This window comes from Kitasatospora sp. NPDC101176 (assembly GCF_044768035.1).
In the GTDB taxonomy this organism is placed as follows: domain Bacteria; phylum Actinomycetota; class Actinomycetes; order Streptomycetales; family Streptomycetaceae; genus Kitasatospora.
Genome location: NZ_JBIWPA010000023.1, coordinates 44501 through 70635, shown reverse-complemented (window position 1 = coordinate 70635; position 26135 = coordinate 44501). Strand labels below are relative to the sequence as shown.

Annotated in this window: 19 protein-coding genes; 14 read left to right on the top strand and 5 right to left on the bottom strand. The window is 75.3% G+C overall.

Features of this window, described 5'->3' with window-relative positions; translation table 11 throughout:
* The first annotated feature begins 20 nt into the window (after nt 1-20).
* The 3 genes from ACIRS1_RS27020 (at nt 21) to ACIRS1_RS27010 (ending at nt 3843) form a co-directional block, all read left to right on the top strand.
* Entirely contained in the window at nt 21-1043 is a 1023-nt protein-coding gene (locus tag ACIRS1_RS27020) for a carbohydrate ABC transporter permease (protein ID WP_402844332.1), read from the top strand.
* Nucleotides 1040-1981: a carbohydrate ABC transporter permease gene (locus tag ACIRS1_RS27015; protein WP_360212300.1), complete on the top strand. Its 942-nt coding sequence runs from the start codon at nt 1040-1042 to the stop codon at nt 1979-1981. The genes ACIRS1_RS27020 and ACIRS1_RS27015 overlap by 4 nt, the downstream gene beginning before the upstream one ends.
* A 164-nt stretch (nt 1982-2145) precedes the next feature.
* Complete coding sequence (locus ACIRS1_RS27010; RefSeq protein WP_402844330.1) at nt 2146-3843, top strand: DUF4153 domain-containing protein; 1698 nt, start codon at nt 2146-2148, stop codon at nt 3841-3843.
* Nucleotides 3844-3970: 127 nt separating this feature from the next.
* On the opposite strand, the gene ACIRS1_RS27005 is transcribed toward ACIRS1_RS27010, so the two are convergent.
* Entirely contained in the window at nt 3971-5518 is a 1548-nt protein-coding gene (locus tag ACIRS1_RS27005; RefSeq protein ID WP_402844328.1) for an MFS transporter, read from the bottom strand.
* A 386-nt stretch (nt 5519-5904) separates the two neighbouring features.
* Here ACIRS1_RS27005 and ACIRS1_RS27000 point away from each other — a divergent pair, with 386 nt between their 5' ends.
* From ACIRS1_RS27000 to ACIRS1_RS26990, 3 genes are all read left to right on the top strand, one after another.
* A complete protein-coding gene (locus tag ACIRS1_RS27000) occupies nt 5905-6456 on the top strand; it encodes a TetR/AcrR family transcriptional regulator (protein WP_402844325.1) in 552 nt (183 codons plus the stop codon).
* 265 nt (nt 6457-6721) lie between these two features.
* Complete coding sequence (locus ACIRS1_RS26995; RefSeq protein WP_402844322.1) at nt 6722-7420, top strand: ribonuclease HII; 699 nt, start codon at nt 6722-6724, stop codon at nt 7418-7420.
* 100 nt (nt 7421-7520) lie between these two features.
* Entirely contained in the window at nt 7521-8180 is a 660-nt protein-coding gene (locus tag ACIRS1_RS26990; protein WP_402844319.1) for a hypothetical protein, read from the top strand.
* Nucleotides 8181-8441: 261 nt separating this feature from the next.
* Here ACIRS1_RS26990 and ACIRS1_RS26985 read toward each other — a convergent pair whose 3' ends face one another.
* Both ACIRS1_RS26985 and ACIRS1_RS26980 read right to left on the bottom strand, forming a co-directional pair.
* Nucleotides 8442-9158, bottom strand: a complete 717-nt coding sequence (locus ACIRS1_RS26985; RefSeq protein WP_402844317.1) for a hypothetical protein — start codon at nt 9156-9158, stop codon at nt 8442-8444.
* A gap of 358 nt (nt 9159-9516) precedes the next feature.
* The gene (locus ACIRS1_RS26980) at nt 9517-11715 is read right to left on the bottom strand and encodes a RecQ family ATP-dependent DNA helicase (protein WP_402844315.1); all 2199 of its coding nucleotides are present in this window, start codon (nt 11713-11715) and stop codon (nt 9517-9519) included.
* A gap of 228 nt (nt 11716-11943) precedes the next feature.
* On the opposite strand from ACIRS1_RS26980, the gene ACIRS1_RS26975 reads away from it, so the two are divergent.
* The gene (locus ACIRS1_RS26975) at nt 11944-13539 is read left to right on the top strand and encodes a DUF4192 family protein (protein WP_402844312.1); all 1596 of its coding nucleotides are present in this window, start codon (nt 11944-11946) and stop codon (nt 13537-13539) included.
* Nucleotides 13540-13600: 61 nt separating this feature from the next.
* Here ACIRS1_RS26975 and ACIRS1_RS26970 read toward each other — a convergent pair whose 3' ends face one another.
* Nucleotides 13601-14914: an alpha/beta fold hydrolase gene (locus tag ACIRS1_RS26970; protein ID WP_402844309.1), complete on the bottom strand. Its 1314-nt coding sequence runs from the start codon at nt 14912-14914 to the stop codon at nt 13601-13603.
* Between the two features lie 651 nt (nt 14915-15565).
* Here ACIRS1_RS26970 and ACIRS1_RS26965 point away from each other — a divergent pair.
* The 7 genes from ACIRS1_RS26965 (at nt 15566) to ACIRS1_RS26935 (ending at nt 25610) form a co-directional block, all read left to right on the top strand.
* Nucleotides 15566-17692, top strand: coding sequence for a glycogen debranching N-terminal domain-containing protein (locus ACIRS1_RS26965; RefSeq protein ID WP_402844435.1), 2127 nt, complete (start codon nt 15566-15568; stop codon nt 17690-17692).
* A gap of 151 nt (nt 17693-17843) precedes the next feature.
* The gene (locus ACIRS1_RS26960) at nt 17844-18602 is read left to right on the top strand and encodes an NUDIX domain-containing protein (protein ID WP_360212284.1); all 759 of its coding nucleotides are present in this window, start codon (nt 17844-17846) and stop codon (nt 18600-18602) included.
* Nucleotides 18603-18876: 274 nt separating this feature from the next.
* A complete protein-coding gene (locus tag ACIRS1_RS26955) occupies nt 18877-20403 on the top strand; it encodes an ATP-binding cassette domain-containing protein (RefSeq protein WP_402844306.1) in 1527 nt (508 codons plus the stop codon).
* Nucleotides 20404-20406: 3 nt separating this feature from the next.
* Nucleotides 20407-21312: a hypothetical protein gene (locus ACIRS1_RS26950; protein ID WP_402844303.1), complete on the top strand. Its 906-nt coding sequence runs from the start codon at nt 20407-20409 to the stop codon at nt 21310-21312.
* Between the two features lie 127 nt (nt 21313-21439).
* Nucleotides 21440-22372 (top strand): FadR/GntR family transcriptional regulator, encoded by a 933-nt coding sequence (locus ACIRS1_RS26945; RefSeq protein WP_402844300.1) that lies wholly within the window; start codon nt 21440-21442, stop codon nt 22370-22372.
* Nucleotides 22373-22828: 456 nt separating this feature from the next.
* Nucleotides 22829-24475: an RNA polymerase sigma factor gene (locus ACIRS1_RS26940; RefSeq protein WP_402844297.1), complete on the top strand. Its 1647-nt coding sequence runs from the start codon at nt 22829-22831 to the stop codon at nt 24473-24475.
* 331 nt (nt 24476-24806) lie between these two features.
* Entirely contained in the window at nt 24807-25610 is an 804-nt protein-coding gene (locus ACIRS1_RS26935; protein WP_387905796.1) for a S1 family peptidase, read from the top strand.
* A gap of 192 nt (nt 25611-25802) precedes the next feature.
* Here ACIRS1_RS26935 and ACIRS1_RS26930 read toward each other — a convergent pair whose 3' ends face one another.
* A complete protein-coding gene (locus tag ACIRS1_RS26930; protein ID WP_360212273.1) occupies nt 25803-26033 on the bottom strand; it encodes a hypothetical protein in 231 nt (76 codons plus the stop codon).
* Between the last annotated feature and the right edge of the window lie 102 nt (nt 26034-26135).

Here is a 26135-nt window from a genome sequence, read left to right as displayed (position 1 = left end):
ACCAGGAGGGACGCACAGCCATGTCCGTACCCGCAACCCCGTCACCGTCCGCCGCGCTGGCCTCCGGCGCGTGGGGCGACGCGGCGGTCAAGTTCGGCAACAGCCTCGGCGCCGTGGCGGGCTTCCTCGGCATCCTGCTGCTGGTGTTCCTCGCGGCCGGCCGGGCCCGGGGCCGGTCCTCCCGCCCGCTGGCGGTGGCGGTCTTCCTCGGCCCGGCCGTGGTGCTGCTGTCGGTGGGCCTGGTGGTGCCGCTGATCCGGACCGTCTACCTGAGCCTGCAGAACGACGACGGCACCCGGTTCGTCGGCGGGGAGAACTTCGGGTGGGCGCTCAGCACCGACTCGGTGCAGAAGGTGCTGGTCACCACGCTGCTGTGGCTGGTGGTCGCCCCGCTGGTGGCCACCGGGCTGGGGCTGGTGCTGGCGCTGCTGGTGGACCGGATGCGCGGCCAGGCGGTGTACAAGTCGCTGATCTTCATGCCGATGGCGATCTCGCTGGTCGGCGCCTCGATCATCTTCAAGTTCGTCTACGAGTCGCGCGGCGCGGGGCAGCCGCAGATCGGCCTGCTCAGCCAGCTGGCGATCGCCGCGGGCTGGGACGATCCGCCGAACTGGATGCTCTCGCAGCCGCTGAACACCTTCCTGCTGATGGCGGTGATGGTCTGGGTGCAGACCGGCTTCGCGATGGTGGTGCTGTCGGCGGCGATCAAGGCGATCCCGCACGAGGTGACCGAGGCGGCCCGGCTGGACGGTGCGGGCGGGGTGCGGCTGTTCTGGTACGTCACCGTGCCGATGATCCGCACCACGCTGGTGGTGGTGCTGACCACCATCATGATCATCACCCTGAAGGCCTTCGACATCGTCCGCACCATGACCGGCGGCAACTTCGGCACCCAGGTGCTGGCCAACGAGATGTACTCGCAGTCCTTCGTGCAGTTCAACACCGGCCGGGGCGGCGCCCTGGCGGTGATCCTCTTCCTCGCGGTGCTGCCCCTGGTGGCCTACAACATCGTCCAGCTGCGGAAGGAGCGTCGGGTCCGATGAGCGGACGCATCACCGACAAGCGCGTGCGCGCCCCGCACGGCAGCCCGGTCCGGAAGGCCTTCAGCAGCCCGTTGGCCTCGGTCTTCGTGATCGCGGTGACCGTCCTGTGGACGATCCCGACCCTGGGCCTGCTGGTGACCTCGCTGCGCCCCAAGCAGGACGTCACCGCGAACGGCTGGTGGAACGCCCTGCTCCACCCGGACCTCGGGCTCGACAACTACCACACGGTGCTGTTCGAGGGCGGCTTCGGCGTCTCGACCGGACTGATGCCCTTCCTGGTCAACTCGCTGGCGATCAGCGTCCCGGCCACGCTCTTCCCGCTGGTGCTGGCCGCGATGGCGGCCTACGGGCTGGCCTGGGTGAGGTTCCGGGGGAGCGACACGGTGTTCTTCGCCGTGTTCGCGCTCCAGGTGGTGCCGATCCAGATGGCGCTGATCCCGCTGCTGCGGCTGTTCTCCGGGGGCGCGCACCTCGGCTCGCTGACGCTGGTCCCGGCGGTGGACCTGAAGGGTAGCTACGCGCCGGTCTGGCTGGCGCACACCATGTTCGCGCTGCCGCTCGCGGTGTTCCTGCTGCACAACTTCATCGCCCAGCTGCCGCGCGACCTGATGGAGGCGGCGGTGGTGGACGGCGCCTCGCACTTCAAGATCTTCCGGTCGATCGTGCTGCCGCTCTGCACCCCGGCGCTGGCCTCGTTCGCGATCTTCCAGTTCCTCTGGGTCTGGAACGACCTGCTGGTCGCGCTCACCTTCGCCGGCGGCACGCCGGAGGTGGCGCCGATGACGGTCCGGCTGGCGCAGCTGTCCGGGTCCTTCGGCGGGCGCTGGGAGCTGCTGACGGCCGGGGCGTTCCTGTCGATCATCGTGCCGCTGATCGTCTTCTTCAGCCTGCAGCGCTACTTCGTCCGGGGGCTGCTGGCCGGATCGGTCAAGGGGTAGCCGGGGGCGGACGGGTGGTCAGGGGGTTCTGAACGCGTTCAGAAGTGATTTTTGAACTTGTTCAGAATGGTCTACAGTCGGCTGCATCCGCGGTGCCGGGAGCGCCGCCGGCGGGTTGTCCCCGGGGCGGCTCCCGCATGCCCACCGACCACTGAGGGGGACTCATGTCCGGTCCGTCCACGCCCGCGTCCGAGCCCGACCAGCCGTTCGGTCCGGCGTCCGAGCCCGACCAGCCGTTCGGTCCGGCGTCCGAGCCCGACCAGCCGTTCGGTCCGGCGTCCGGCCCGCTCGGCGCCTCCGTGCCCGGCCCGCACTGGGGGGCCGGCGCACCCGTCCCGTCCTCCTCCCTCTGGCTGCGCCCGAGTGACCCCGGGCGCAAGGCGGCCGCCACGCCCCGCGTCCTCCTCCTCGCGCTGCTCACCGGGCTGCTGACGTCCTGGCTGCTGAACGACGGCCTCGGCGCCAACCTGCTGGTCTGCGCGGCCGGCACCGCCGCCGCGGCGGGTCTGGCCGCCCGTGCGGCGGGCCGCCGCATCCGGCCCTGGACGGTCGTGTGGAGCCTGCTCGCCGCCGCCCTGCTCGTCGTCCCGGCGCTCTGGGAGGCGGGCTGGCCCGTGATGCTGGCCGTCGTGTGCGCGCTCGGACTGGCCTCGCTCGCGCTGCACGGCGGCCGCCGCTGGCCGGGCGTCCTGCTCCCGCTGCCCGCGATCCTCTGGCAGCTGCCGCCGGGGGTGCTCTGGCTCGTCGACGGCCTGCGCGGCCGGAGTCTGCCCGGCCGCGGCCGGATCGTGCCGGTGTTCAAGGCGCTCGCGGTCGCCGCCGTCCTGCTCACCGTCTTCGGCGTGCTGTTCGCGGGCGCCGACGCCGCCATGGCGGACCTGCTCTCCGGGCTCAGCCCCAGCCTCGACCTCGACCGGGTGCCGCTGCGCTTCGTGCTGTTCGTGCTCGGGGCGCTCACCGCGCTCGGGTTCGCCCACATCGCGGCCGGACCGCGACGCTGGGACCGCACGGTCGTCCGGCCCGGCCGGGCCCGGGGCCGGCTGGAGTGGGCCCTGCCGCTGGTCGCGCTCAACCTGATGTTCGGCGTCTTCGCGGTGATCCAGGCCCTGGTCGTGCTCGGCGGTGCGGACGCCGTCCTGCGCAACACCGGGATGAGCCGCTCCGAGTACGCCCGGCAGGGCTTCTGGCAGCTCAGCGCGATCACCGTGCTGACCCTGGCCGTGGTGGCGGTCGCCAAGCGCTGGGCGCCGCGCGCCACCCCGGCCGACCGGCGGGTGGCGCGGATCCTGCTCGGCGCGCTCTGTCTGCTCGCCCTGGTCGTGGTCGCCTCGGCGCTCGGCCGGATGTGGTTCTACGTCGACGCCTCCGGGCTGACCAGGCTGCGGCTCTGGGTCCTGGTGGTGGAGGGCTGGCTCGGCGTCGTCTTCCTGCTGCTGATCACCGCGGGCCTGACCCGCGGGGCCGGCTGGCTGCCGCGCGCCGTGCTCCTCAGCGGCATGCTGTCGGTCGCGGCCTACGGGCTGGCCGGTCCGGACGCGATCATCGCGGAGCAGAACGTCTCCCGGTACGAGCGGGCGCTCGCCGCCGACCCGCGGACCGCGCGGATCGACCTGCGCAACGTCCGCGACCTCTCGGCCGACGCGGTGCCCGCGCTGGACCGGCTGCCCGGCGCCCAGCGGACCTGCGCGCTGCAGGTGATCGCGGCGGACCTCGCGGACCACCCGAAGCCCTGGTACGCCGCCGGCGCCTCGGCCGCCCGGGCCCGGGAGATCCTGGCGCAGCGGCCCGCGGTGGAGCGGCCGGCGGGCGGGCGCAGTGCCTGCGAGCAGGCCGGGATGCCGTTCGAGGACATCTGGTACTGACGCCGGGGCCCGCACCGCCGGTGAGGGTGGGGGAAACGGCCGGGCCGGCCGGGAGCGTGGTGCTCCTGGCCGGCCCGGTGGCGGTGTGCCGCGGCGGGTGGTGGCCCGCGGTGCGCTGCGGCGGGGCTCAGTGCATCGCGACGCCGGCGGTCTGGCTGGGCAGGTCGCTGGCCTTGGCCTTGATCACGAAGACCGCGACGATCAGCGCCAGCCCGGCGAGCACGGCGCCCACGATGAACCCGTGCGAGATGCCCTGGGCGAGGACGGAGTTGGCGGCCTCGGTGCCCTTCGGGAACTCGTGGTGCTGCTGGAAGTAGGCCAGCTGGTCCGGAGTGGCCGACGACATGAAGCCGGGCGCCTGGGCCTTGCCCTCGGCGGTGGCGTAGTGCGCGAAGACCGTGGTCAGGATCGACAGGCCGAGCGAACCACCGATCTGCTGCATCGAGTTGAGCAGACCGGACGCGGCGCCGGTCTCCTCCCCGGCCACACCCGCGACCGAGAGGAGCATCACCGGGACGAAGATCAGGCCCATGCCGAAGCCGAAGATCACCGTGGGGCCGAGCACCCCGTCGACGTAGCCGCTGTCCTTGCTCATCTGGGTGAGCCAGGTGAGGCCGACGGTGACCAGCAGCGCGCCGCCCGCCATGAACGGCTTCGGGCCGTACTTGGCCTGGAGGGAGGAGGCGAGCTGCGCCGCGATGATGATCGCCACACTGATCGGGAGGAAGGAGACGCCGGCCTTCAGCGGGCTGTAGCCGAGCGGGCCCTGCACGAAGAGCGTGATGTAGAAGAAGATGCCGAACATGGCCGCGGCCAGGCAGAGCATCATCACCAGGCCGCCGGTGCGGTTGCGGTCGGCGAACAGGTGCAGCGGGGTGATCGGCTGGTCGGTGCGGCGCTCGATCACCAGGAACGCGGCCAGCAGCAGGGCGCCGGCGGCGAACGAGCCGAGCGTGACGCTGTCCGACCAGCCGTCCGAGGCGGCCCGGATGAACCCGTAGACCAGGCCGACCAGGCCCAGCGTCGAGGTCAGCGCGCCCGGCAGGTCGAAGCGGCCCGCGGTGCGCTCGGACTCGGCGATGTAGCGGGGTGCGGCGAGCGCGATCAGGGCCGCGATCGGCACGTTGACGAAGAAGACCCAGCGCCAGTCCAGGTACTCGGTGAGCAGACCGCCGGCCAGCAGGCCGATCGCGGCGCCCGAGCCGGCCACCGCCGAGAACACGCCGAACGCCTTGTTGCGTTCCGGCCCCTCCTCGAAGTTGGTGGCGATCAGTGCGAAGGCCGTCGGTGAACAGATCGCGCCGCCGATGCCCTGGAGCGCGCGGGCCGCGAGCAGCATGCCGCCGTCCTGGGCGAAGCCGCCGAGCAGGGAGGCGAAGCCGAACAGCAGGGTGCCGAAGATGAACACCCGGCGGCGGCCGAGGATGTCGCCGGCGCGCCCGCCGAGCAGCAGCAGCCCGCCGAAGGTCAGCGTGTAGGCGTTGATGACCCACGACAGGTTGGTGGTGGAGAAGTTCAGCGCGTCCCGGATCTGCGGCAGTGCGATGTTCACGATGGTGGCGTCGAGCACCACCATCAGCTGGGTGGCCGCGATGACGGTCAGGGTGATGCCCTTGCCCCGGCCGTTCCCGCTCTGCGGTGGTGAGGTCTTGCTGAGTGTGTCGGAGATAGCCACGTGTGTGCCCCCTGCTGGCTATGTGCCTGGCTGTGTGCTGGGTGCTGCGTCCGCTGCGGACCGATTGGTCCGGCGTGTCCCGCGTGTCCCGCGTTCTGGGTGCGGGCTGGCGCGGGCTAGGAAGGAACGGGATCGTTCACTAATCTGGACGATATCCTGGTTCCAATTGTGAACGCAAGCGTTCTCTAAGGGTGGTGGCGATGGAGCGGCTGGTGCGGCGCCTGACGGCGGACCGGGCGACCGGGAGGGCGGGCTCCCGCGCGCCGGAGGCGGGGGCGTCGCCCCCGCGGCCCGCGGCGCAGCCGGCCCCTGTACCCGTGCCCCACTGCCCGGTTCAGGTCGCCCGCGAGGCCCTCGCGCGGCCGGGCCGGCGGCGGGGGAAGGAGTTGGAGAACGCGATCTTCGAGGCCGCGCTCGACCAGCTCACCTCCGGCGGGTACGCGCGGCTGACGATGGAAGGGGTCGCCGGCGCGGCGCGGACCGGGAAGGCCGCGCTCTACCGGCGCTGGGCGTCCAAGGACGAGCTGGTCATCGACGCCCTGGACGCCACTCTGCCACGCCCCTACGACACCCCGGACCTCGGGTCCGCCCATCGTGAATTGCTCCAGCTCATCGAGGGGTTCGCCGGGGCGATGGGCTCGCGGCCGGGCGCCGCCATCCAGGTGCTGATGGGCGAGATCGACCATGAACGGGCCGAGGTGTTCAAGGAGTTCATCACCCGGCGGGTGATCGAGCCGACCACGGAGACCATCCTGGCGATCCTGCGCCGGGGCGCCGAGCGCGGTGACGTCCGGCCCGGCGCGGCCACCCCGGTCGTCGCGGACGTCGTTCCGGCGATGCTGCTCTACCAGGTGAAGATCTGCGGTCGGCGCAACCTCGGGCCGGAGTACGTGGCCCGGCTGGTGGACGAGGTGCTGCTGCCGATCATCCGGGTCTGAGCGGGGACGGCGGGGACGGCGGGAGTAGCGGGAGTAGCGGCGGGACGGGCAGGGCGGGCGGGAGCGGCGGGCCGGGCGGGACCGGCAGGCGGCGGGAGCAGCGGGCCGGTGGGTCCTGCGGCGGGCTTAGGCTGGATGTCGCCAGGGCGGACGGGTCGTTCGCGGCGGCCCGCTCTCCCGGCGGGCCCGACCTCCCGTCGGGTCCGCCCGTGGGTCCGGCCCGGCGAGCCCGTCCATCTCTCCTCCCGCCGAACGGAAGCCCCCGATGCCCATCGTCCCGCCGACGCACTCCGTCGAGCGCTCGCTCCGCCGCGCCGGCGCCAGGATCGTCGTCGGCCTGGACGAGGTCGGGCGCGGCGCCTGGGCCGGCCCGGTCACCGTGGGGGCCGCCGTCACCGGCCTGCGCAGGGCCCCGGAGGGGCTGACCGACTCCAAGCTGCTCACCGAGCTGCGCCGCCGCGCGCTGGCCCCGGTCCTCGCCGACTGGGTCACCGCGTACGCGCTCGGCCACGCCTCGCCGCAGGAGTGCGACGAGCTCGGCATGACGGCGGCGCTGCGGCTGGCCGCCGTCCGGGCCCTGGAGGCCCTGCCGGTCGAGCCCGACGCGGTGATCCTGGACGGCAAGCACGACTACCTGGGCGGCCCCTGGCGGGTGCGCACCGTGATCAAGGGCGACCAGTCCTGCATCTGCGTCTCCGCCGCCTCGGTGCTCGCCAAGGTCCACCGCGACGGCCTGATGGCCGAACTCGGCGAGGCGCACCCGGAGTACGGCTTCGCGGACAACGCCGGCTACCCGTCCCCGGTGCACCGGGCGGCCCTGGAGGAGCACGGCCCCACCGAGCAGCACCGGCTCTCCTGGGCGTACCTGGACGGGCTGCCGAAGTGGCGTCACCTGAAGCGCGTCCGGGAGGTTCCGGGTGCGCGCGAAGACTCCGCCGACGAACAGTTGGCGCTCGGTTTCTGACGGTCCGTCGGAATTGCCCCCGGTGGGGGTGTCGACTCCGCGGTGCCCAATGGGTGGGGCGCCCGTGCGCGTTCGACCGGCATTTGATAGATATCCGGGTATGCCTGTCTTCCCCGAGGAGCCGGAGATTCACGAGAGCCTCCCGGGCCCCGGCGTTCCCTTCCCCCGCGAGTCGGACGCACAAGCCCTCCACACGCCCGCCAGCAGCGGCGCCACCGCCACCGCACCCACCACCGTCGCCGCCGTGCCGGTGCCCGGCCCCCGTCCGGCACCGCCGCGCGCGGCACCCCCGCGCGCCGACCGCCCCGGTCCGCCGCGGCTCATCCCCAAGCCCGGGCCGGCGCCGCGCCGTCCCGCCGAGGCCGTGCCGCAGGTCGAGGTCCAGCGGGTCGCCGCGGCCCCGGCCCAGGCGCTGGACCGAGCGGACGAGGCCGTCGACCGGCTGCTGGACGCCGGCCGCGACCCGGGGCAGATCCTGGTGCTGACGCTCGGCGAGGCGCACCCCTGGCAGCAGCACGAGCTCTCCTTCGGCGAGGAGCGCTACTGGGCGCAACTCGCCGAGGGCGGTGACGTGTTCTACGCCGACGCCGGGCTGGCCCGGCCGGTGAGCCGCGAGGTGGTCGTCCTGGTCGCCAACGGCGGCCCGGCCGCCCGGGCCGCCGAGGCCTACACCGCGGCCCTCGGCCGCGCGACCGCCTTGCTCGTGGTCTGCGGGGAGGCCGGTCCGGCCGCCGCGGCCGGACGCCCGGGCAGGGCCTGACCCCGACCGATCCACCCCGGGTCCGGTGCCGCACGGCAACGGACCCGGGGTCCGTCGTATCCGGGGCCCGTCCTCCGGGCCCGTCTTCCGGGTCCGTCGTACCGGGCGTCGTCGCCCGGACCGGCCGAGCCCGTGGCGGACCGCCCCGTCCGTCGCACCGTCGGCCCTGCCGTGCCGCGGTCGTCCTGTCGGGTGGGGCGCCGTCGGCCGCGCCGGAGTCGCGGGCGGCCGGCCCGGGGCGGCGCGAGCGGTGTCGGGAGGTCAGCGGGTGCCGGTGCGGCGGGCCGGTTCGACGGCGGTGACCCGCGCCGGGGTCCACGGGTGCTCGGACTGGCGGGAGTGCGGCGACCGGTCGCTCCGCTGGGCCCGCTCGGGCGCCTGGTGCCGGGCGCGCTGGGCGCGCGGCGTCTCCAGGGCCGAGCGCGGGGGCAGCTCCGTCACGGTGTGCACCGGCCCGTCGGCCCATGAACCCGCGTGCGGATCGCGCCCGCTGCGGCCGTCCCCGAGGACCTGCCAACCCGCCGGGGTGAGGCCGACGTAGGAGCCGCAGCGCAGCCCGTGCAGCGCGGACGCGTCGCGGAGCGCCCACATCCAGGCGCCGTCCTGCTCCGTCCAACCGGGTGCGCCCTCGCGGCAGCGCAGCAGTACGGCCGTGCGGGCCGGCCGGGCCAGCCGCAGGTCGTGCGGGGTGATCTGGCGCAGCTGGGTGAGCAGGGCGTTGCGGTGCTGCCAGCCGTCGGTGTCGTGCGGCCAGGGTGCGAACGAGGCCGAGGCGGCCAGGTGGTGCAACGCGTCGAGGACGGCGACCACGACCGTGCCCGGTTGCGGCAGGTGGCGCTGGTGCAGTTCCAGGACGAAGTCGCGCGGGTCGCGCAGCAACGGGATCCCCGAGGCGCTCCAGGTCTCCAGGTCCAGGAGCCGTCTGGGCGACGAACTCCGGGCGAGGGGATGCTGACCTCGGCCGATACCGTTGATCACGATCCTCCTTCCTGACCCACGGGCATGCGGGCGCCTGGGTACGACGAAGGCCGGGTCCAGCGGACCGGATTTCGGGTACGCGCCAATTCTCGCGGTAGTGGGGCCGGAGCGGCAACGATGAAATGATGAACGCCACCCGAAAGCCCATGTTCTGCCGGATATGTTCCAGGGCGGCCTGAGTCTCGCTCAGGCGGCGCCGGACCATGATCCGGGCGTCGCGTGAGCGCCCGGTGGACCGCCGTCCGTGCGGTGACCACTCCTTTTTCCGATCACGCCGTCCGGCGGGTCCGTGAGGCTCCGACTTTCTCCCTTCGTTAGGCCATTCGAGTGAGGGTGTGTCGGTGGGCGACTGCTGGTGTCACCCCTGCACGGCCAGCACCAGGGGCAGCACCGCGCTCGCCCCGGCCCGGCGCAGCAGCCGGGCGGCGACCGTGACCGTCCACCCCGAGTCGACCAGGTCGTCCACCAGCAGCACCGGCCCGCCGGCCGCGGCCACCGCCTGGGCGACCTCCGGCGGCAGCACCAGCGCGCCGGCCAGCGAGTGCAGCCGCTGGGCGCTGTTGCTGCGCGCGCCGTGCGGCGGCCGGCCGTCGGCGTACTCGATCCGGCCCAGCAACGGCATCCGCCCGATCTCGGCGATGCGCGCGCCGAGGCTGTCCACCAGGCGGGGCCTGGTGGACGAGGCCATCGTCACCACGCCCACCGGCCGTTCCAGCCGGGTGCCCTCCGCCGTCGCGGGCCCCGCCCAGCCGCCCGGGCCGCGGGCCCAGTCCGCCAGCACCGCCACCAGGGCGTCCACCGCCTCGCCGGGCACCGGCGCGTCCGGGGCCTGCTCGGCGAGCAGGGTGCGCAGCCGGGTGCCCCAGCCGATGTCGGAGAGCCGGCCGAGCGCCCGCCCGTTCTCCGCCTGCTCGCCCGCCGGGATCCGGCCCTTCAGCGGCACGCCCACCGCGTCCATCCCGGTCGGCCAGAGCCGGCGCGGCTCGAAGCTGACGCCCGGGCGGCCGAGTGCGGCCCGGGCCGCCTCCAGCGCCGCGGCCGAGACCTCCGGGGTGAGCAGCGGCCCCGCGCAGTTGTCGCACCGGCCGCAGGGCCGGGCCTGGTCGTCGTCGAGCTGGCGGCGCAGGAACTCCATCCGGCAGCCGGTGGTCGACGCGTACTCGCGCATCGCCCGCTGCTCGGCCTCGCGGGAGGCGGCGACCTTGGCGTACCGGTCGGTGTCGTACGCCCAGCTCTGGCCGGTGGCCGTCCAGCCGCCCTTGACCCGGCGGACGGCGCCGTCCACGTCGAGCACCTTGAGCATGGTCTCCAGCCGGGTGCGGCGCAGGTCCACCCGGGGCTCCAGGGCGGCGGTGGAGAGCGGCCGGCCGGCTCCGGCCAGCGCGTCGATGGTGCGGCGGACCTGCTCCTCGGGAGGGAAGGCCAGCGAGGCGAAGTAGCGCCAGATCGCCTCGTCCTCGCGGCCGGGCAGCAGCAGCACCTCGGCCCGGTCGACGCCGCGCCCGGCCCGGCCGACCTGCTGGTAGTAGGCGATCGGGGAGCTGGGCGAGCCGAGGTGCACCACGAAGCCGAGGTCGGGCTTGTCGAAGCCCATGCCCAGCGCGGAGGTGGCGACCAGCGCCTTGACCCGGTTGGCCAGCAGGTCGGCCTCGGCGGTGCGGCGCTCGGCGTCCTCGGTGCGGCCGGAGTACGAGGCCACCGGGAAGCCCCGCTCGCGCAGGAAGGCCGTGACCTCCTCGGCCGCGGCCACCGTCAGGGTGTAGACGATGCCCGAGCCGGGCAGCCGGTCGAGGTGGTCGGCCAGCCAGGCCAGCCGGTGCGCGGGGTCGGGCAGGGCCAGGACGCCGAGGGTCAGGCTCTCCCGGTCGAGCGGACCGCGCAGCACCAGGGCGCGCTCGTCGGTGCCGCCGGTGCCGAGCTGCTCGGCGACGTCCGCGGTGACCCGGGCGTTGGCGGTGGCGGTGGTGGCCAGCACGGGGACGCCGGGCGGGAGCTCGGCGAGCATCGTGCGCAGCCGGCGGTAGTCGGGGCGGAAGTCGTGGCCCCAGTCCGAGATGCAGTGGGCCTCGTCGACCACCAGCAGCCCGGTGGAGGCGGCGAGCTTGGGCAGCACCTGGTCGCGGAAGTCGGGGTTGTTCAGCCGCTCGGGGCTGACCAGCAGGACGTCGACCTTCCCGGCGGAGACCTCGGCCTGGACCTCGTCCCACTCGTCGGTGTTGGCGGAGTTGATCGTCCGGGCGTGGATGCCGGCCCGGGCCGCCGAGTCGACCTGGTTGCGCATCAGGGCGAGCAGCGGGGAGACGATCACGGTGGGCCCCGCGCCGCGGGCCCGGAGCAGGGCGGTGGCGATGAAGTAGACCGCGGACTTCCCCCAGCCGGTGCGCTGCACGACGAGGGCGCGCCGGTGGTCGACCACGAGGGCCTCGATGGCCGTCCACTGGTCCTCGCGCAGGGCGGCCCCGGGCCCGGCGAGCTCGCGCAGGACGGCCTCGGCCCGCGCCCGGACCTCGGCGCGGTCGTCGGCGGTGGCGGTGGTGTGGTTCTCGGGCTGCTGCATGGCGTCCATGTAACCCCGTGCCGCCGACAAGGGGCGAATGCCGGGGTGGCGGAGGTGGTGGAGCCGGGATGTATTTCATCCGCTCTTCCGCTGAACGGGCGCTGACTTTCACCCGCAGGAGTGGCCCCGATGTGCGCCGAATGAGTGAAGCGAAAAAAGAGGGCGGAGTTATCCACAGGAAATGAGAAAGATCCGACGGGTCTTCCGGATTGCGCGACCCTTCCGGTCATGAACGCCATGAACAACGACCCCGTCGTCCTGTCCCTCGGCCCGGCCTCCGGCCACCGGCCGGTCACCCTGCGCGGCCCGGCCGACATGGCCGAGCTGCTCCCCTACCTCCTGGGGTTCTACCCCGACGACAGCATCGTGGCGGTCGGTCTCCAGGGCCCCGGCCTGCGCCAGGGCGGCGTGATCCGGGCGGACGTGCCGGATTCGCCCGAGCACTGGCCGGCGGCCGCGGACGAGACGGCCGCGCTGCTGCTCGCCCTCTCCGAGCGCCACGGGGACCGCCCGCACCAGGTGCTCCTCTACCTCTGCCGGGACTCCACCGCCGCGCACGCCCCGCCGGCCGTGGAGGGCCTGCGTCCCTTGGCGGACGCCCTGCGCGCGGCCTTCGCGCGCAGGGGAGTGGCGGTCAAGGAGTCGCTCTGCGTCTCCGACGGCCGCTGGTGGTCCTTCCTCTGCCGCCGCGAGGGCTGCTGCGATCCGGCGGGCAACCCGGTCCACCGGGTGCCCGGCCCGGGCGCGGCGGCCGCCGCCGCGGCCTTCGCCGGACTCGCCCCGCGCGGCAGCCGCAAGGCGATCATCGGCGGGCTGGCGCCGGTCGGGCCGCCGGCCGCGGAGGCCCAGCGGGCGGCGCTCGCCCGGGTCGGCGCGGGGGCCGCCGCGGCCGGTGAGAGCCGGGGTCCGGCCGCTGCCGCGTCCCGGGAGCGGGGCGGCGAGCTGCTCGACCAGGTCTTCGCCGAGTTCGCGGCCGGCGCCCGCGAGGTCGACGAGGAGCGGGCGGCCCGGCTGCTGGTCGCCCTGCGCGACCGGCGCACCAGGGACCGCGGTGTGGAGTACAGCCGCCCCGCCGAGCTGGCGCCCGCCGAGCGGCTCTGGCGCTTCCTGGCCCGGCGCGCGGTGCCGCCCTACGAGGGCTGCGCGGTGGCCCCGCTGACTCTGCTGGCCTGGGCCTCCTGGGTCGCGGGGGACACCGCGACGGCCCGCGTGGTGCTCGGCCACGTCCTCCGGCTCGACCCCTCCTACCTGCTGGCGGAGCTGCTGTACGAGTCCCTGAACGACGGCATGGTGCCCGACGGCCTGCTCGCGGCCGTCGAGGCGCAGCGGCGGCGGCGCGAGGCGGGCGGGCCCGCCCAGGCGCCGGTCGGCGAGCCCGCGCGGACCCCCGCGCCGGTGCCGACACCCGCCCGGGATCCGGACCTCGACGGGGAGCCGCCGGCCGCCGCGGGACCGGGCGGCGGGCCCGGCGGGCGGCCCGGTCCCTCGGGTGCCGGGCGCGGTCGCCGCGGTGCCAGGCGGAAGGCGGCCCGGGCCGGTCGGGCCGCACCGGTCGCGTCGCCGGAGAGCGGGCGCGGCGCCGCAGGTCCGTCCGCTCCCGACCCGGGCCCCTCCGGGGCGGCGCCGGAGCAGGCGGGCCCGGGGGCGCTCGCCCTGCTCCCGGTGCCCGGGTGCGCCCCGGGCGGACTTCGGGAGAGGTCTTCCCGGGGCCTGCGGCTCGGCCGGGCTTCGGCGGGCGGGTCGGTGGCCGCGCCGCACGCCGGCGGGCGCCACCGGTGCCGGGGCGTGCGGAGGGCGGCGAGGGGGGTCAGGCGTGCGCAGTGACCTCCGCTGCGGGCTGCCGCGGGCGGCCCGCAGCCGGGCCGCCCGGCTCGACCGGGGGCCGCTACGCCTCGCCGTGCGCCATCTTGATCAGCCGGTCGAGGACCTTCCCGCCGCTCACCCGCAGGCCGTCGTGCTCCCATTCGTTGGTGACCCAGGTCCGCAGGCCGCGCACCGCGCGGGCGGTCTCCAGCGAGTCGGCGGTGTCCACGTACATGTCGTCGTGGTAGGCCGCCGCCACGACGGGCACCGTGTTGGCGGCCAGCCGCGCCGGGTCGTACAGGTCCGGCCAGTCCGCGCGGGCGGCGAGCAGGTCCGCGGTCTCCTTCAGCGGGCGCAGCGCCGGATCGGTGTCGAACATCCAGGGGTAGATCATCTCCCCGGTGAACAGCACCGGGGCGTCGGAGTCCAGCGCGGCCCGGGCGTCGAACTGCGGGAACTCCTTGCGGACCCGCTCGGCGGCCCAGGCGGTGCCGCCGGCGTCCACCGAGCGCTGGCCGTAGATCGACTCGTGCAGCACGGCGTACAGCGGGCCCTCGGCGAAGGACGCCTTGGCCTGGACACCGGCCAGGAAGGTGTCGGAGAGCTCCGGGCCGTCCACGCCGTCCACCCAGGCCTCCTCCAGCAGGTGGTGGAGGGCGCCCGAGCCGCTGCCGCCGCCCAGCATCATCCCGAGGGCCTGGAAGGCCTCGACGGTCAGCCGGCCGCCGTCGGGCAGCGGCGCCGGGGCGGCCGCGAGGTGCGCCGCGATCCGCCGCACCGCCTCGACGTCCTGCGGGAACCGTGCGTAGTGGTCCTCGTTCTTCCGGACGACCCGGGGGTAGGCGGCGCGGTAGACGTCGTCCGCCGAACTGCCGAGTCCGGCCAGACCGCCGGTGATGAAGGCTTCGGTCAGGCCCTCGGGGGCGAGGGAGAGGTAGGTGAGGGTGCAGAAGCCGCCGAAGCTCTGGCCGAGCAGGCTCCAGCGCCGCTCCGCGCCGAGCAGCCGGTGCCGGATCAGCTCGGCGTCCCGGACGATCGAGTCCGCGCGGAAGTGCGCCAGGTAGTCGGCCTGCGCCCCGGGGCCGCCGCGCCGGGCTAGGGTCTGCCGGTTCGCGGGGGTGGACCGCCCGGTGCCGCGCTGGTCGAGCAGCAGCACCCGGTAGTCGTCGAGGGCGCGGTCCAGCCAGGCATCCCGGCCCAGTGGGCGGTTGGCCTTGCCGCCGGGGCCGCCCTGGAGGAAGAGCAGCCAGGGCAGGTCGGCCTGCTCGCGGCCGGCGGCGACCACCTCGCGGGCGTAGACCTCGATCTGTTCGCCCTGCGGGGCGGCGTGGTCGAGCGGGAGCTGGAAGACGTGGTCGGTCGTGACAATCCCGGGCAGCCGGCTGACGGTGGACATGCAACTCCTCGGTCTCTGCTGGTCACAGCGATGGGGTCGCGGCTCACGGGGTCACCGGGTGCGGGCGCCGCGACCTCCGCACCGTATCCTGGCCGCGGTCGGGCGCCGGTTCGACGCCGGCCGTCCACTCGACCAGGAGTACGGCACCGCACCGGAGCCGGCTCCGGCGTGGTCCACGGGCCGGAGCGCGGCGTCCGCCGCCCGGTGGCGGGCCCACGAGGCCGCCCCGGCGGAGCGACGGTGACGGCCGGACGCTGACGGTGCGGCCGGTGACGGCCCGACAGCGGTGGTACGACCGCCCGCGGGGGCCCGGTGTGAGAGGCCGCACCCGGTGTCGGCCGTGACCTGGGGGCGGTGCGCGGCGTTGACCCCGGGGGCCCTGCGCCCGGCCGCCCGGCGGGCCCGGGCGCCAGGACCGACGACCCGTCGGGCACCGTGGCGGGCCGGGGCGGGCGAGGGGCGTCGCGCCGGTACCCGTCCGGTACCGCGCACCGCTTGGCACGACCCGGCACCGGGTACGGCCGGACAAGCACAGCCGCCGACGGGGCACCCCGTCGGCCCGCACCACCAGCACGCGATCGAGCATGCTCGCGGCCCACCGGCCTGACCCGGCCACCGGACCGCCGAGGGGAGGAGAGTCCGGTGACCGCCATGAGGCCACCACAGGCCATGCCGGCCGAGAGCGTGGTCGGCGCGCCGCCGAGACCGGGCGGCCGCGCCGACCAGGTCCCGGCCGGCGGGCCGGCGGGAGCGCCCGCCGGGCCGGGCCGACCCGCGGCCCCGCCGCGGCCGCAGCCGCCCGCCGTCCACCACGCGGTGCTCTGCGTCAACGCCCCCGGGATGGCCGCCTCCGGGCCGGACGGCCAGCTGCGCGGCCAGGGCCTGCACGGCTTCTACCGGCACGGAGTGCGGGTGCTCGCCCGGATGGAGCTGCGCCTGGGCGGCATGGAGCCGCTGCCGCTCCAGGGCACCTCGACCAGCACGGCGCAGGCCCGCTTCCTCGGCGCCGTGCGCCTGCCCGGTGACCCGGACCCGGATCCGGCGCTCACCGTCGAGCGGCTGCGGCACGCCGACGGCGTCGAGACGGTCATCGTCCGCAACACCGGCAGTCGGCCCGCCCGGCTGCCGATGGAGATCGCCCTCGGCACCGACCTCGGCCCGGTCGCCGAGATCGCCGCCGGGCACCGCCCGCCCGACCTGCCCGGCCAGGTGCAGTCCGCCGGTCTGCGCTGGGCGGGCCCCGCGCACAGCGCAGTGGTCAGCGCCAAGCCCTCCCCGCACGCGGTGCTGGCCGGCGCCGGAGTGCTCCGGTGGGACTTGGAGGTCCAGCCCGGCGCCCGCTGGTCGGTCGAGCTGCGCGTCGAGCTGGAGAGCGCGGCCCCGGGTCCGCGCCCGCCCGGCGGCCGCGGCACCGGTGTGCCGCTGCCCTGGGCGGAACCCGAGGTCCGCTGCGACGACGCCCGGGCCGCCCAGCTGGTCACCCGTTCGCTGGACGCCCTCGGCGGGCTGCTGTTCGCCGATCCGGACCGCCCGACCGACCTCTACCCGGCCTCCGGCGCGCCCTGGCGGTTCGGCCTCGCCCCGGCCGACGCGCTCTGGGCCGCCCGGCTCACCCTGCCGCTCGGCACCCGCCTCGCGGCCGGCACCCTGCGGGCACTGGCCCGCCGTCAGCAGCTCGCCCCCGCCCCCGGCCGCACCGAGGGCCTGCTGCCCGGAGCCCTCCGGCACGGCGGCCCCGAACTGCCGCCCACCTGCACCGCCACCGAGGCCACCCTGCTGTTCGTCACGGTACTGGCCGAGGCCTGGCGCTGGGGCCTGCCCCGGGCGGAGACGGCCGACCTCCTCCCGGCCGCCGAGCGGGCCCTGTCCGCGCTCCGCGACGGCCTGGTCGACGGCTTCGTCACCGACCTCAGCCGCCCGGCGGAGGACCGCGCCGCGCACCCGGTGGCCGCCCGCACCGAGGTCCAGGCCCAGGCCCACCGCGCCGCCCTGCACGGCGCGGACCTACTGGAGGCCTTCGGCCGCCCCGGCGCGCAGGAGTGGCGCGGCTGGGCCGCCGACCTGCGCGGACGCTTCCGCGAGCGGTTCTGGATCGACGACCTCTCCGGCGGCCGGCCCGCCGCCGGGCTCGCCCCGGGCGGCCAGCCGCTGCCGGCCGTCGCCTCCTCCCTGGTCCACCTGCTCGACACCGGGCTCGCCGCCGACGGCGGCCGCCACGAGACCCTGCTGGACCGCGAGCAGACCAGGCTGCTCGCCCAGCGGCTCGCCGCGCCGGAGCTGGACAGCGGCTGGGGTCTGCGCACGCTCAGCGCCAAGTCCCCCCGGTTCAACCCGCTGGGCCACCGCGGCGGCGCGGTGCGCGTCCACGAGACGGCGCTGGCGGTCGCCGGTCTCGCCGAGGCCGGTCACGAGAACGAGGCCGGCGCCCTGCTGGAGGGGCTGCTCGCCGCCGCCGCCCACTTCGAGGGCCGGCTGCCCGAGATGTACGCGGGTGAGCAGCGCACCGCCGGCTGCCCGCCGGTGCCCCATCCGGCGGCGTGCCGCCCCGCGGCCGTCTCGGCGGCCGGCGCCGCCCACGCGGTGTTCGCACTCGCCGGGGTCCGTCCGGACGTCCCGGGCGGCCGGGTGCTGGTCCGGCCGGCCAGCACCGCGCCGCTGGGCGAGCTGGAGCTGACCGGCCTGCGGGTCGCCGGTGAGCCCTTCTCGGTGCGGGTCAGCCGGATCGGCGTGGCGATGGTCGAGGAGGCCTCCGCGGAGCTGCAGCTGGTCGCCCGCTGACCGGCCCCGCCCGGTCGCCGGGTCGGGGCGGGGCCCAGGTGAGGGGAGGCGGAGGGCGGAGCGGCCCGCGGCTGGCGGGTGCGTAGCCGCCCGGCCGCAGTCCGTGCACGGGCCTGTGCTTATCGTCAGAAAGACGACTATGATCGTCGCCATGTCGCGCTACGATCCGTCGGCCTTCCCCCCGTTCGCTGTCACGGTTGACCTGGTGGTTCTGACGGTGCGCGACCACGCGCTCTGCGCCCTGTTGGTCAGACGTGGTGAGCCGCCGTTCCAGGGGTACTGGGCGCTGCCCGGCGGCTTCGTCCGCCCGGACGAGGGCCTGGCCGAGGCCGCCTCCCGGGAGCTGGCCGAGGAGACCGGCCTGCGCGCGCACTCCGCCCCCGGCCACGAGGCCGTCGGCCCCGGCGCGGCCGGCGCACACCTGGAGCAGCTCGCCACCTACGGCCACCCGCAGCGCGACCCCAGGATGCGGGTGGTCAGCGTCGCGTACCTGGTCCTCGCGCCCGACCTGCCGACCCCGCGGGCCGGCGGCGACGCCAGCAGCGCCCGCTGGGCGCCGGTCGTCGAACTGCTCGGCCAGAGCCCGGCCGACGGCGTCCCGCTCGCCTTCGACCACGGGCTGATCCTCGCCGACGGCGTCGAGCGCGCCCGGTCCAAGATCGAGTACTCCTCCCTCGCCACCGCCTTCTGCCCGACCGAGTTCACCGTCGGCGAGCTCCGCCGGGTCTACGAGGCCGTCTGGGGCGTGGCCCTCGACCCGCGGAACTTCCACCGCAAGGTCACCGGCACGCCGGGCTTCCTGCTGCCCTCCGGCGGCACGACGACCCGTCAGGGCGGGCGTCCGGCGCAGCTGTTCACCGCCGGCGGCGCGACCGTCCTCAACCCGCCGATGCTGCGCCCGGAGTCCTGACCGGGCCCGGCCGCGGCCCCCTGTCGTCGTCCCGGCCCGCCGCTCCGCCCACCGGGCGGCGTACCCGCCGGGACGGTCCCGGCGGGCCCCGGGATCGGGTTGTCCCCTGATCGGGTGAGGTGGACGGCGGGCGGGCCCGCGCCGCTCCCGCAATGCCCGGAATCGCCGCCGCCTCCCCCTAGTGTGCTGGCGCGGAGCCGTGCGGGCACAGGCCGACAGCACCGGGGGCGCTCCGCTTCCAGCAGGCCGGCCGAGGGCATGGGAGCAGGCAGCGATGATCCAGATCACCGGACTGACCAAGGTCTATCGCAAGGGCGATCCGCCCGCCGTCCTCGACCTGACCTTCGACGCCCGGCCCGGCCTGGTGACGGCGCTGCTCGGCGCGGAGGAGGCGGGGAAGTCCACCGCGCTGCGGCTGATGCTCGAACTCGAACGCGGCCAGGGCGTCACGCTCTTCGGCGGCCGCACCTACCGCCGGCTGCGCCGCCCCGAGCGCCAGGTCGGCGTGCTGCTGCCGGGCCCCGGTCAGGGGGCGGCCGCGGTCGCCGGGCACCCGGGCCGCCGTGCCGACGGTCACCTGCGGATGCTCGCCGCGGCCGTCGGCGTCCCCGCCCGGCGGGCCGACGAGCTGCTGGAGCAGACCAGGCTGGCCGCCGTCGCCGGGCAGCGGCTGCGCAGCTTCTCGCCCGGCATGCACCGCCGCCTCTCCCTGGCGGCCGCACTGCTCGGCGACCCCGGCACCCTCCTGCTGGACGCACCGACCGAGGGCCTGTCGCCGCGCAACGTCGAGTGGTTCCACTCCTTCCTGCGCTCGTTCGCCGTGGCCGGCGGGACGGTCCTGGTGACCACCCGCACCCCGCAGGAGGCCGCCCAGCTCGCCGACCGGGTCGTCACCCTGGACCGCGGCCGGCTGGTCGCCGACCAGCCGGTGTCGGAGTTCCGGCGGACCCGCCTCAGCCCCGAAGTCGCCGTGCGCGGGCCGCAGATGGCGCGACTGGCCGACCTGCTGGTCAGCCAGGGCGCCGAGGTGCGCCGGGACGGCGGCGCGGGGCTCGCGGTGGCCGGTGTCGAGCGCACCGAGATCGGTGAACTCGCCTACCGCCACGGCATCCTGCTACACGAACTGGCCGACCGGGTGGTCGAGCAGCCGGCCCCCCGGGCCGTGCTGCCGGTCGCCTCGGGCCGTGCCGGTCACCCGGGCGTCCGGCCGGTGACCACCGTCGAGCCGGGCCCCGCCCTCGCCGCGGACACCCCGGCCGCCCCGACCGCCCCGGTCGCCGAGGTGCCGCGGCACCGGGACGCGGCCGTGCTGCCCACCCGCGCACTGCCCGTGGTCTCGGCTGCGACGGCCCTCTCGGCCCTCGCCGCCGCCCGCCGGGCCGCACCCGCCGAGCCGGCGGGGCCTCCCGAGCCTGCGGGGCCCGCCGGGCCCGCCGGGCCCGACGACTCCACCGATCCCGAGGACGTCCCCCCGACCGTCGCCGTGGACCGGCTGTTCCGCGACGGCCCCGGCGGTCCGGCCCACCGCGACCGCACCGAGCTCATCGGGCGCACCGAGCCCACCGCATCGGTCGGGACCGACGGGTCGGCCGAGGAACCCGTGCCGACCCTCCCGGCGACGCCGGCCGCGACCCCGGCCGCGGCCCGCGCCAGCGCCGCGGACCTGCTGACCGAGGACACCGTCCGGCTCGGCCGCCTCACCCTGACCCCGCCCCCGGCCCGGTCCCCGGAGGCGGCCGCCACCGAGGCCCCCGCCGCGCCGGCCGCCCCCGCCCCCACCGACGACCACCGGAGCGAGTGAACCGTGCGAGTCCTGGCCTACGAGCTGCGCCGCCTGCGCGGCCTGCGTTCCACCTGGCTGCTGCTGGCCGCCGTGCTGTTCTGCGACGCCGCCGTGGCCGCCGTCCTGGCGGGTCAGACCCCTGCCGGCCCGCTGCCCGCGGCCGCCGGGGTGCGGCTGCTGACCGCCGCCGTGCCGCTGGTCCCGCTGCCCTTCGCGGCGCTCGGCGCGGGAGTGCTGGGCGCGCTCTCGTACGGGCACGAGGTGCGCCACCCGGGGCTGCCGGCCTCGCTGGTCTCCTACCCGCGCCGGGTCCGGCTGCTGCTGGTCAAGCTGCTGGTGATCGGCCCGGTCGCGGGGCTGCTGGCGCTCGCCACCCTGCTGCTCGACGCGGTCGCCGTGCACCTCGCGCTGCCCGCCGGGGTGACGGTGGCCGCATGGGCGCAGCCCTCCGCGGTGTCGGGCCGGGTGTCCGGGGCGCTGGCCGCCGCAGGGCTGGACGGTCTGGCGGACCTCCCGGGGGTCTTCGCCCTGGTCGGCCCGGCGGTCGGCCACGGCGTGCCGGCCGCCCTGCTGGCGTTCGTCCTGCTGACCGTCGTGGCGGGCTGGACCGGGGTGCTGACGGCTTCGCTGACGCGCAGCGCGGCGGCCGGGCTGCTGCTGCTGTGCGCGCTGCCCCCGCTGCTGGAGTCCGGGGTGGCGCTGCTGCTGCGGCAGACCGGCCGGCCGTGGCCGGCCCGCACGGCGGGGCTGCTGCCGTTCCAGTCCGGCATCGAGTGGGCCTACGGCTGGGTGTACCGCGGGGGCCGGGAGGTCGCGGCCGGGGGCACGGCGCTGACGGATCCGGCCCTGCTCGCGGCGGTCGCCGCCCCCGCGGCGGTGCTGCTGCTGGCGGCCCTGCTGGTCCAGGTCCGGCGGCGAGCCCTCTGAGGCCGGCGTCGGCCACCACCGGACGGCTGTCGCACCCGAAGAACCAAGATCGACCAGCAGTGACCGTAATGAGCGGTTCTTCCTGATAAGAAGTCAATTATCCAGTCGCGGTCGATCACCCTTTCGTGTGCTTTTCACGAGAATTCTCAAGCTGCGCCTGCCGATCGCCGACAAAGGAGCTGTGAGTACCCTTGCGCACCCCACCATGACCCCCGCCCGTTCCGCCGAAGGGCCCATCCACGGCCCCGGCGATCTGGACCGCTTCTCGTACGCCGACCGGCCGACCCCGCCGGCCCCCCGCTGGGAGGGCGCCGAGTCCGACCTCGTGCGGGTCGGCCGCAAGACCACCAGCAGCCGCGGCCGCGGTCTGCACGGCCAGCTGGTCCAGCAGCTCGGCCAGATGATCGTCTCCGGCGACCTCGGCGCCGACCGCCCGCTCGTCCCCGAGGAGATCGGCCAGCGGTTCGAGGTGTCCCGGACCGTCGTCCGCGAGTCGCTGCGCGTGCTGGAGGCCAAGGGCCTGGTCAGCGCCCGGCCGAACGTCGGCACCCGGGTCCGCCCGGTGGGCGACTGGAACCTGCTGGACCCGGACATCATCGAGTGGCGCGCCTTCGGCCCGCAGCGCGACGAGCAGCGCCGGGAGCTGTTCGAGCTCCGCTGGGCGATCGACCCGCTGGCCGCCCGGCTCGCCGCCGGCCACGGCCGGGAGGACGTCCAGCAGCGGCTGGTCGAGCTGGTCGAGATCATGGGCCACGCCGCCGCCCAGGCGGACCTCTCCACCTACAGCCGGGCCGACGCCGAGCTGCACGGCCTGGTCCTGCAGATGGCGGGCAACCGGATGCTGGAGCACCTGTCCGCGATCGTCGCCGGCGCGCTGCAGGTGTCGGGCGGTCCGGCCACCTCCTGCGAGCGGCCGTCCGAGGCCTCGGTCAGCCTGCACGCCCGGCTGGTGGACGCGCTGGGGACGGGCGACGGCACCGCGGGCGAGGTCGCGATGCGGGCGCTGCTCACCGCGCACCCCGAGATCGAGCCGTCCGTGCCGGCTCCCCGGGAGCACTGAGCGGGCTGTTCCGACGAGCCGGGGCGCCCCGGGCGTCCACCGCTCCTCCAGAGCCCTCCGGCCGCGCCCGTGCGGTGCAGCCGGAGGGCCTCTGCACACCGGTGGCCCGACCGGAACCCGAAATGTAGCGCCCATGACAACAGGTTTCGGTGCGAGTGCGCGATGATGGACTCCGGCCCGGTGGCCGCGGACGCCGAGTGGTGTGACCCGCGACACGAAGGCCATGCGTAACACTTGACGAGTAGCAGCGATGTCTCCTGAGCGGGAGCAGCTCCGGAATACTCCAACATGTCAGAATGCTGTGTTGGTCCGCGGCGCTGCTGCCGTCCTGCAAACCCAGTCCTCAAGCCCGAGTCGGTCGGAATCGACACCGCGCGTGCGACGCGCGATCTCCTTCCCCGCCCGCTCGGGCGGCCGGTACGGGTTCGAGTCCACTCATCGTCCGAGAGGTTGTTCGTGTCGGCCAGCACATCCCGTTCGCTTCCCCCCGAGATCGCCGAGTCCGCGGCTCTGCTGGCGCTCATCGAGCGGGGCAAGGCCCAGGGGCAGATCGCCGGTGACGACGTGCGCCAGGCGTTCGAGGCGGACCAGATCCCGGTCACCAAGTGGAAGAACGTCATGCGCAGCCTCAATCAGGTGCTGATTGAGGAGGGCGTGGACCTGATGGTCAGCGCGGCCGAGCCGGCCGGCGCCAAGCGCAAGAGCGTTGCCGCCAAGAGCCCCACCAAGCGCACCGCCACCAAGGCTGTCACCACCCGGACCCCGGCCGCTCCGTCGGCCCCGACCAAGCCGCCCGTGCGCATCGCGCCCGGCGCTCCCGTCGCGGCCCCGGCCGTCGCGGCCGCCGCGGCGCCCGCGCCCACGGTGTCCGCCGAGATCACCGCCGAGGGCACCACCGTCGTCGCCGAGGCGCGTGCCGTCGCGGCGAAGAAGGCTGCTCCGGCCAAGAAGGCCGCGGCCAAGAAGGCCGCCGCGCCTGCCAAGAAGACCGCCGCCAAGAAGACCGCCGCCGGCAAGGCCGGCAAGGGCGACGAGGAGCTGATCGGCGAGGAGGAGCTCCTCGAGGACGTCGCGCTGCCGGCCGACAAGGCCGGTGCCGAGACCGAGGGCGCCCCGGAGGAGGAGTCGGAGGGCTTCGTCCTCTCCGACGACGACGAGGACGACGCGCCGGCCCAGCAGGTCGCCGTCGCCGGTGCCACCGCCGACCCGGTCAAGGACTACCTGAAGCAGATCGGCAAGGTCCCGCTGCTCAACGCCGAGCAGGAGGTCGAGCTCGCCAAGCGCATCGAGGCCGGCCTGTTCGCCGAGGACAAGCTCTCGGCCGCCGACAAGCTCGCCCCCAAGCTCAAGCGCGAGCTGGAGATCATCGCCGAGGACGGCCGTCGGGCCAAGAACCACCTGCTGGAGGCCAACCTCCGTCTGGTGGTCTCGCTGGCCAAGCGCTACACCGGTCGCGGCATGCTCTTCCTGGACCTGATCCAGGAGGGCAACCTCGGTCTGATCCGTGCGGTCGAGAAGTTCGACTACACCAAGGGCTACAAGTTCTCGACCTACGCCACCTGGTGGATCCGGCAGGCGATCACCCGCGCCATGGCCGACCAGGCCCGCACCATCCGCATCCCGGTGCACATGGTCGAGGTCATCAACAAGCTGGCCCGCGTCCAGCGCCAGATGCTCCAGGACCTGGGCCGCGAGCCCACCCCGGAGGAGCTGGCCAAGGAACTCGACATGACCCCCGAGAAGGTCATCGAGGTCCAGAAGTACGGCCGCGAGCCGATCTCGCTGCACACCCCGCTGGGCGAGGACGGCGACAGCGAGTTCGGTGACCTGATCGAGGACTCCGAGGCGGTCGTCCCGGCCGACGCGGTCTCCTTCACCCTGCTCCAGGAGCAGCTGCACTCGGTGCTGGACACCCTCTCCGAGCGCGAGGCCGGCGTGGTCTCGATGCGCTTCGGCCTGACGGACGGTCAGCCGAAGACGCTCGACGAGATCGGCAAGGTGTACGGGGTCACCCGTGAGCGCATCCGCCAGATCGAGTCGAAGACCATGTCGAAGCTGCGCCACCCGTCGCGTTCCCAGGTGCTGCGCGACTACCTGGACTGATCCGACCCGGCCGACGAGGCCGTGAGTGCGTGGCGGAGGCCCGGAGCCGGACGGCTCCGGGCCTCCGTGCTTCCCCGGGCCGGGCGGGTCAGCGTCCGGGTGCCGGTTGTCCCTCGTCCGGGTGGCGGTGTGCCGGGAACCGGACGCGGAGCGTAGTCGATCACCTACGCTGTGCCGGTTGCCTGCCGCCGAGCCGACTGGAGTCACGGTGCCGCCCATTCCGGACCGCGCTGTCCTGCCGACCACCGCCCCGCCCCCGGCCCGTCCGGCCGCCGCCCTTCCGCCGGCCGCCGTCCCCGCCGCCCGTCCGGGCCGGCGTCGACGGGCCGCAGTGCTGGCGCTGCTGGCCGCCGTGCCCGTCCCGCTGGTCGCGCTCGGCACGGCCGGGCCCGCCGGGGCGCAGCGCCGGGTGGTCGGGGGCGCCGCCGAGAGCACCGCCGACCACCCGTGGGTGGTGGCGCTCTCCAGCCGCCAGCAGTTCGGTGCCGGCCGGTCCGGTCAGTTCTGCGGGGGAGCGCTGGTCACGCCGACCAAGGTGGTGACGGCCGCGCACTGCTTCTACGACGAGTCCAGGGGTGCCAGGGTGGACCGGCCGGGCCTCAAGGTCATCGTCGGCCGGGACGACATGCGGGGCTCGGTCGGGCGCGAGGTCTCCGTCCGGTCGGTGTGGATCCACCCCGACTACGCCTTCAGCGCCAACATGAACGACGTGGCGGTGGTCACGCTGACCGACTCCCAGGGCTCCCGCCCGGTGATCGACCTGGTCGGCCAGGGCGAGACCGAGCCGTACGCGGCCGGCACGACGGCCCGGGTGTTCGGGTGGGGCGACACCACGGGGAGGGGCAACTACTCGCCCGTGCTGCGCGGGGTGGACGTGCCGATCATCGCGGACCAGACCTGCGCGCACGCCTACCCGGGCGGACAGGACGGCAAGTTCGACGCCCGCGGCATGGTCTGTGCGGGCGAGGAGAAGGGCGGCAGGGACGCCTGCCAGGGCGACAGTGGCGGCCCGCTGGTCGTCGCCGGGCGGCTGGTGGGCCTGGTCTCCTGGGGGACGGGCTGCGCCGAGGCGGCCCACCCCGGCGTCTACACCAGGGTGGCCTCGGTCGCGGACGCGGTGCGCTCGGTGCTCTGAGGCGCACGCCGTGCGCCGCGGGTGACCGGACGGTCACGTTCTGACGCGGCGCCGGTGCGCAGCGTGTCCGCCCCGGGCAACAGCAGAGCCGGGCGACCGGCCCCCGAGGGGGACCCGCCGCCCGGCTCACCGGTCACGCGCGGTGCGCGGCCGGACACAGCTCGACGCTGGCTGCTGGTGTGGCGCCCGGGATCAGCGCTCGTCGTCGGAGGCCGTGGCGTTGGTGGTGCCGAGCCGGCCGCTCTCGTCCTGTATCTCCACGGCGATCTTCTTGAGCTCGGGCTCGAACTTCCGGCCGTGGTGGGCGCAGAAGAGCAGCTCTCCGCCGCTGGCGAGTACGACGCGCAGGTAGGCCTGGGCGCCGCATCGGTCGCAGCGGTCAGCCGCGGTGAGCGGGCTCGCAGGTGTCAGAACAGTAGTCACGTCGCCTCTTCTCTAGCTCGACGAGCTGTCGTACCAGGGTCAACATCCAACCAGGCCGAAAACGTTCCCGCTCGTGGCTTTTCTTCTCTGAGGATTCTGCTG

Bases quoted from the DNA above. Each gene is read 5' to 3' on its own strand.
- ACIRS1_RS27020 (WP_402844332.1), top strand. From the start codon at position 21: ATGTCCGTACCCGCAACCCCGTCACCGTCCGCCGCGCTGGCCTCCGGC.
- ACIRS1_RS27015 (WP_360212300.1), top strand. From the start codon at position 1,040: ATGAGCGGACGCATCACCGACAAGCGCGTGCGCGCCCCGCACGGCAGC.
- ACIRS1_RS27010 (WP_402844330.1), top strand. From the start codon at position 2,146: ATGTCCGGTCCGTCCACGCCCGCGTCCGAGCCCGACCAGCCGTTCGGT.
- ACIRS1_RS26995 (WP_402844322.1), top strand. From the start codon at position 6,722: ATGCCCATCGTCCCGCCGACGCACTCCGTCGAGCGCTCGCTCCGCCGC.
- ACIRS1_RS26990 (WP_402844319.1), top strand. From the start codon at position 7,521: ATGCCTGTCTTCCCCGAGGAGCCGGAGATTCACGAGAGCCTCCCGGGC.
- ACIRS1_RS26980 (WP_402844315.1), bottom strand. From the start codon at position 11,715: ATGCAGCAGCCCGAGAACCACACCACCGCCACCGCCGACGACCGCGCC.
- ACIRS1_RS26975 (WP_402844312.1), top strand. From the start codon at position 11,944: ATGAACGCCATGAACAACGACCCCGTCGTCCTGTCCCTCGGCCCGGCC.
- ACIRS1_RS26970 (WP_402844309.1), bottom strand. From the start codon at position 14,914: ATGTCCACCGTCAGCCGGCTGCCCGGGATTGTCACGACCGACCACGTC.
- ACIRS1_RS26965 (WP_402844435.1), top strand. From the start codon at position 15,566: ATGAGGCCACCACAGGCCATGCCGGCCGAGAGCGTGGTCGGCGCGCCG.
- ACIRS1_RS26960 (WP_360212284.1), top strand. From the start codon at position 17,844: ATGTCGCGCTACGATCCGTCGGCCTTCCCCCCGTTCGCTGTCACGGTT.
- ACIRS1_RS26955 (WP_402844306.1), top strand. From the start codon at position 18,877: ATGATCCAGATCACCGGACTGACCAAGGTCTATCGCAAGGGCGATCCG.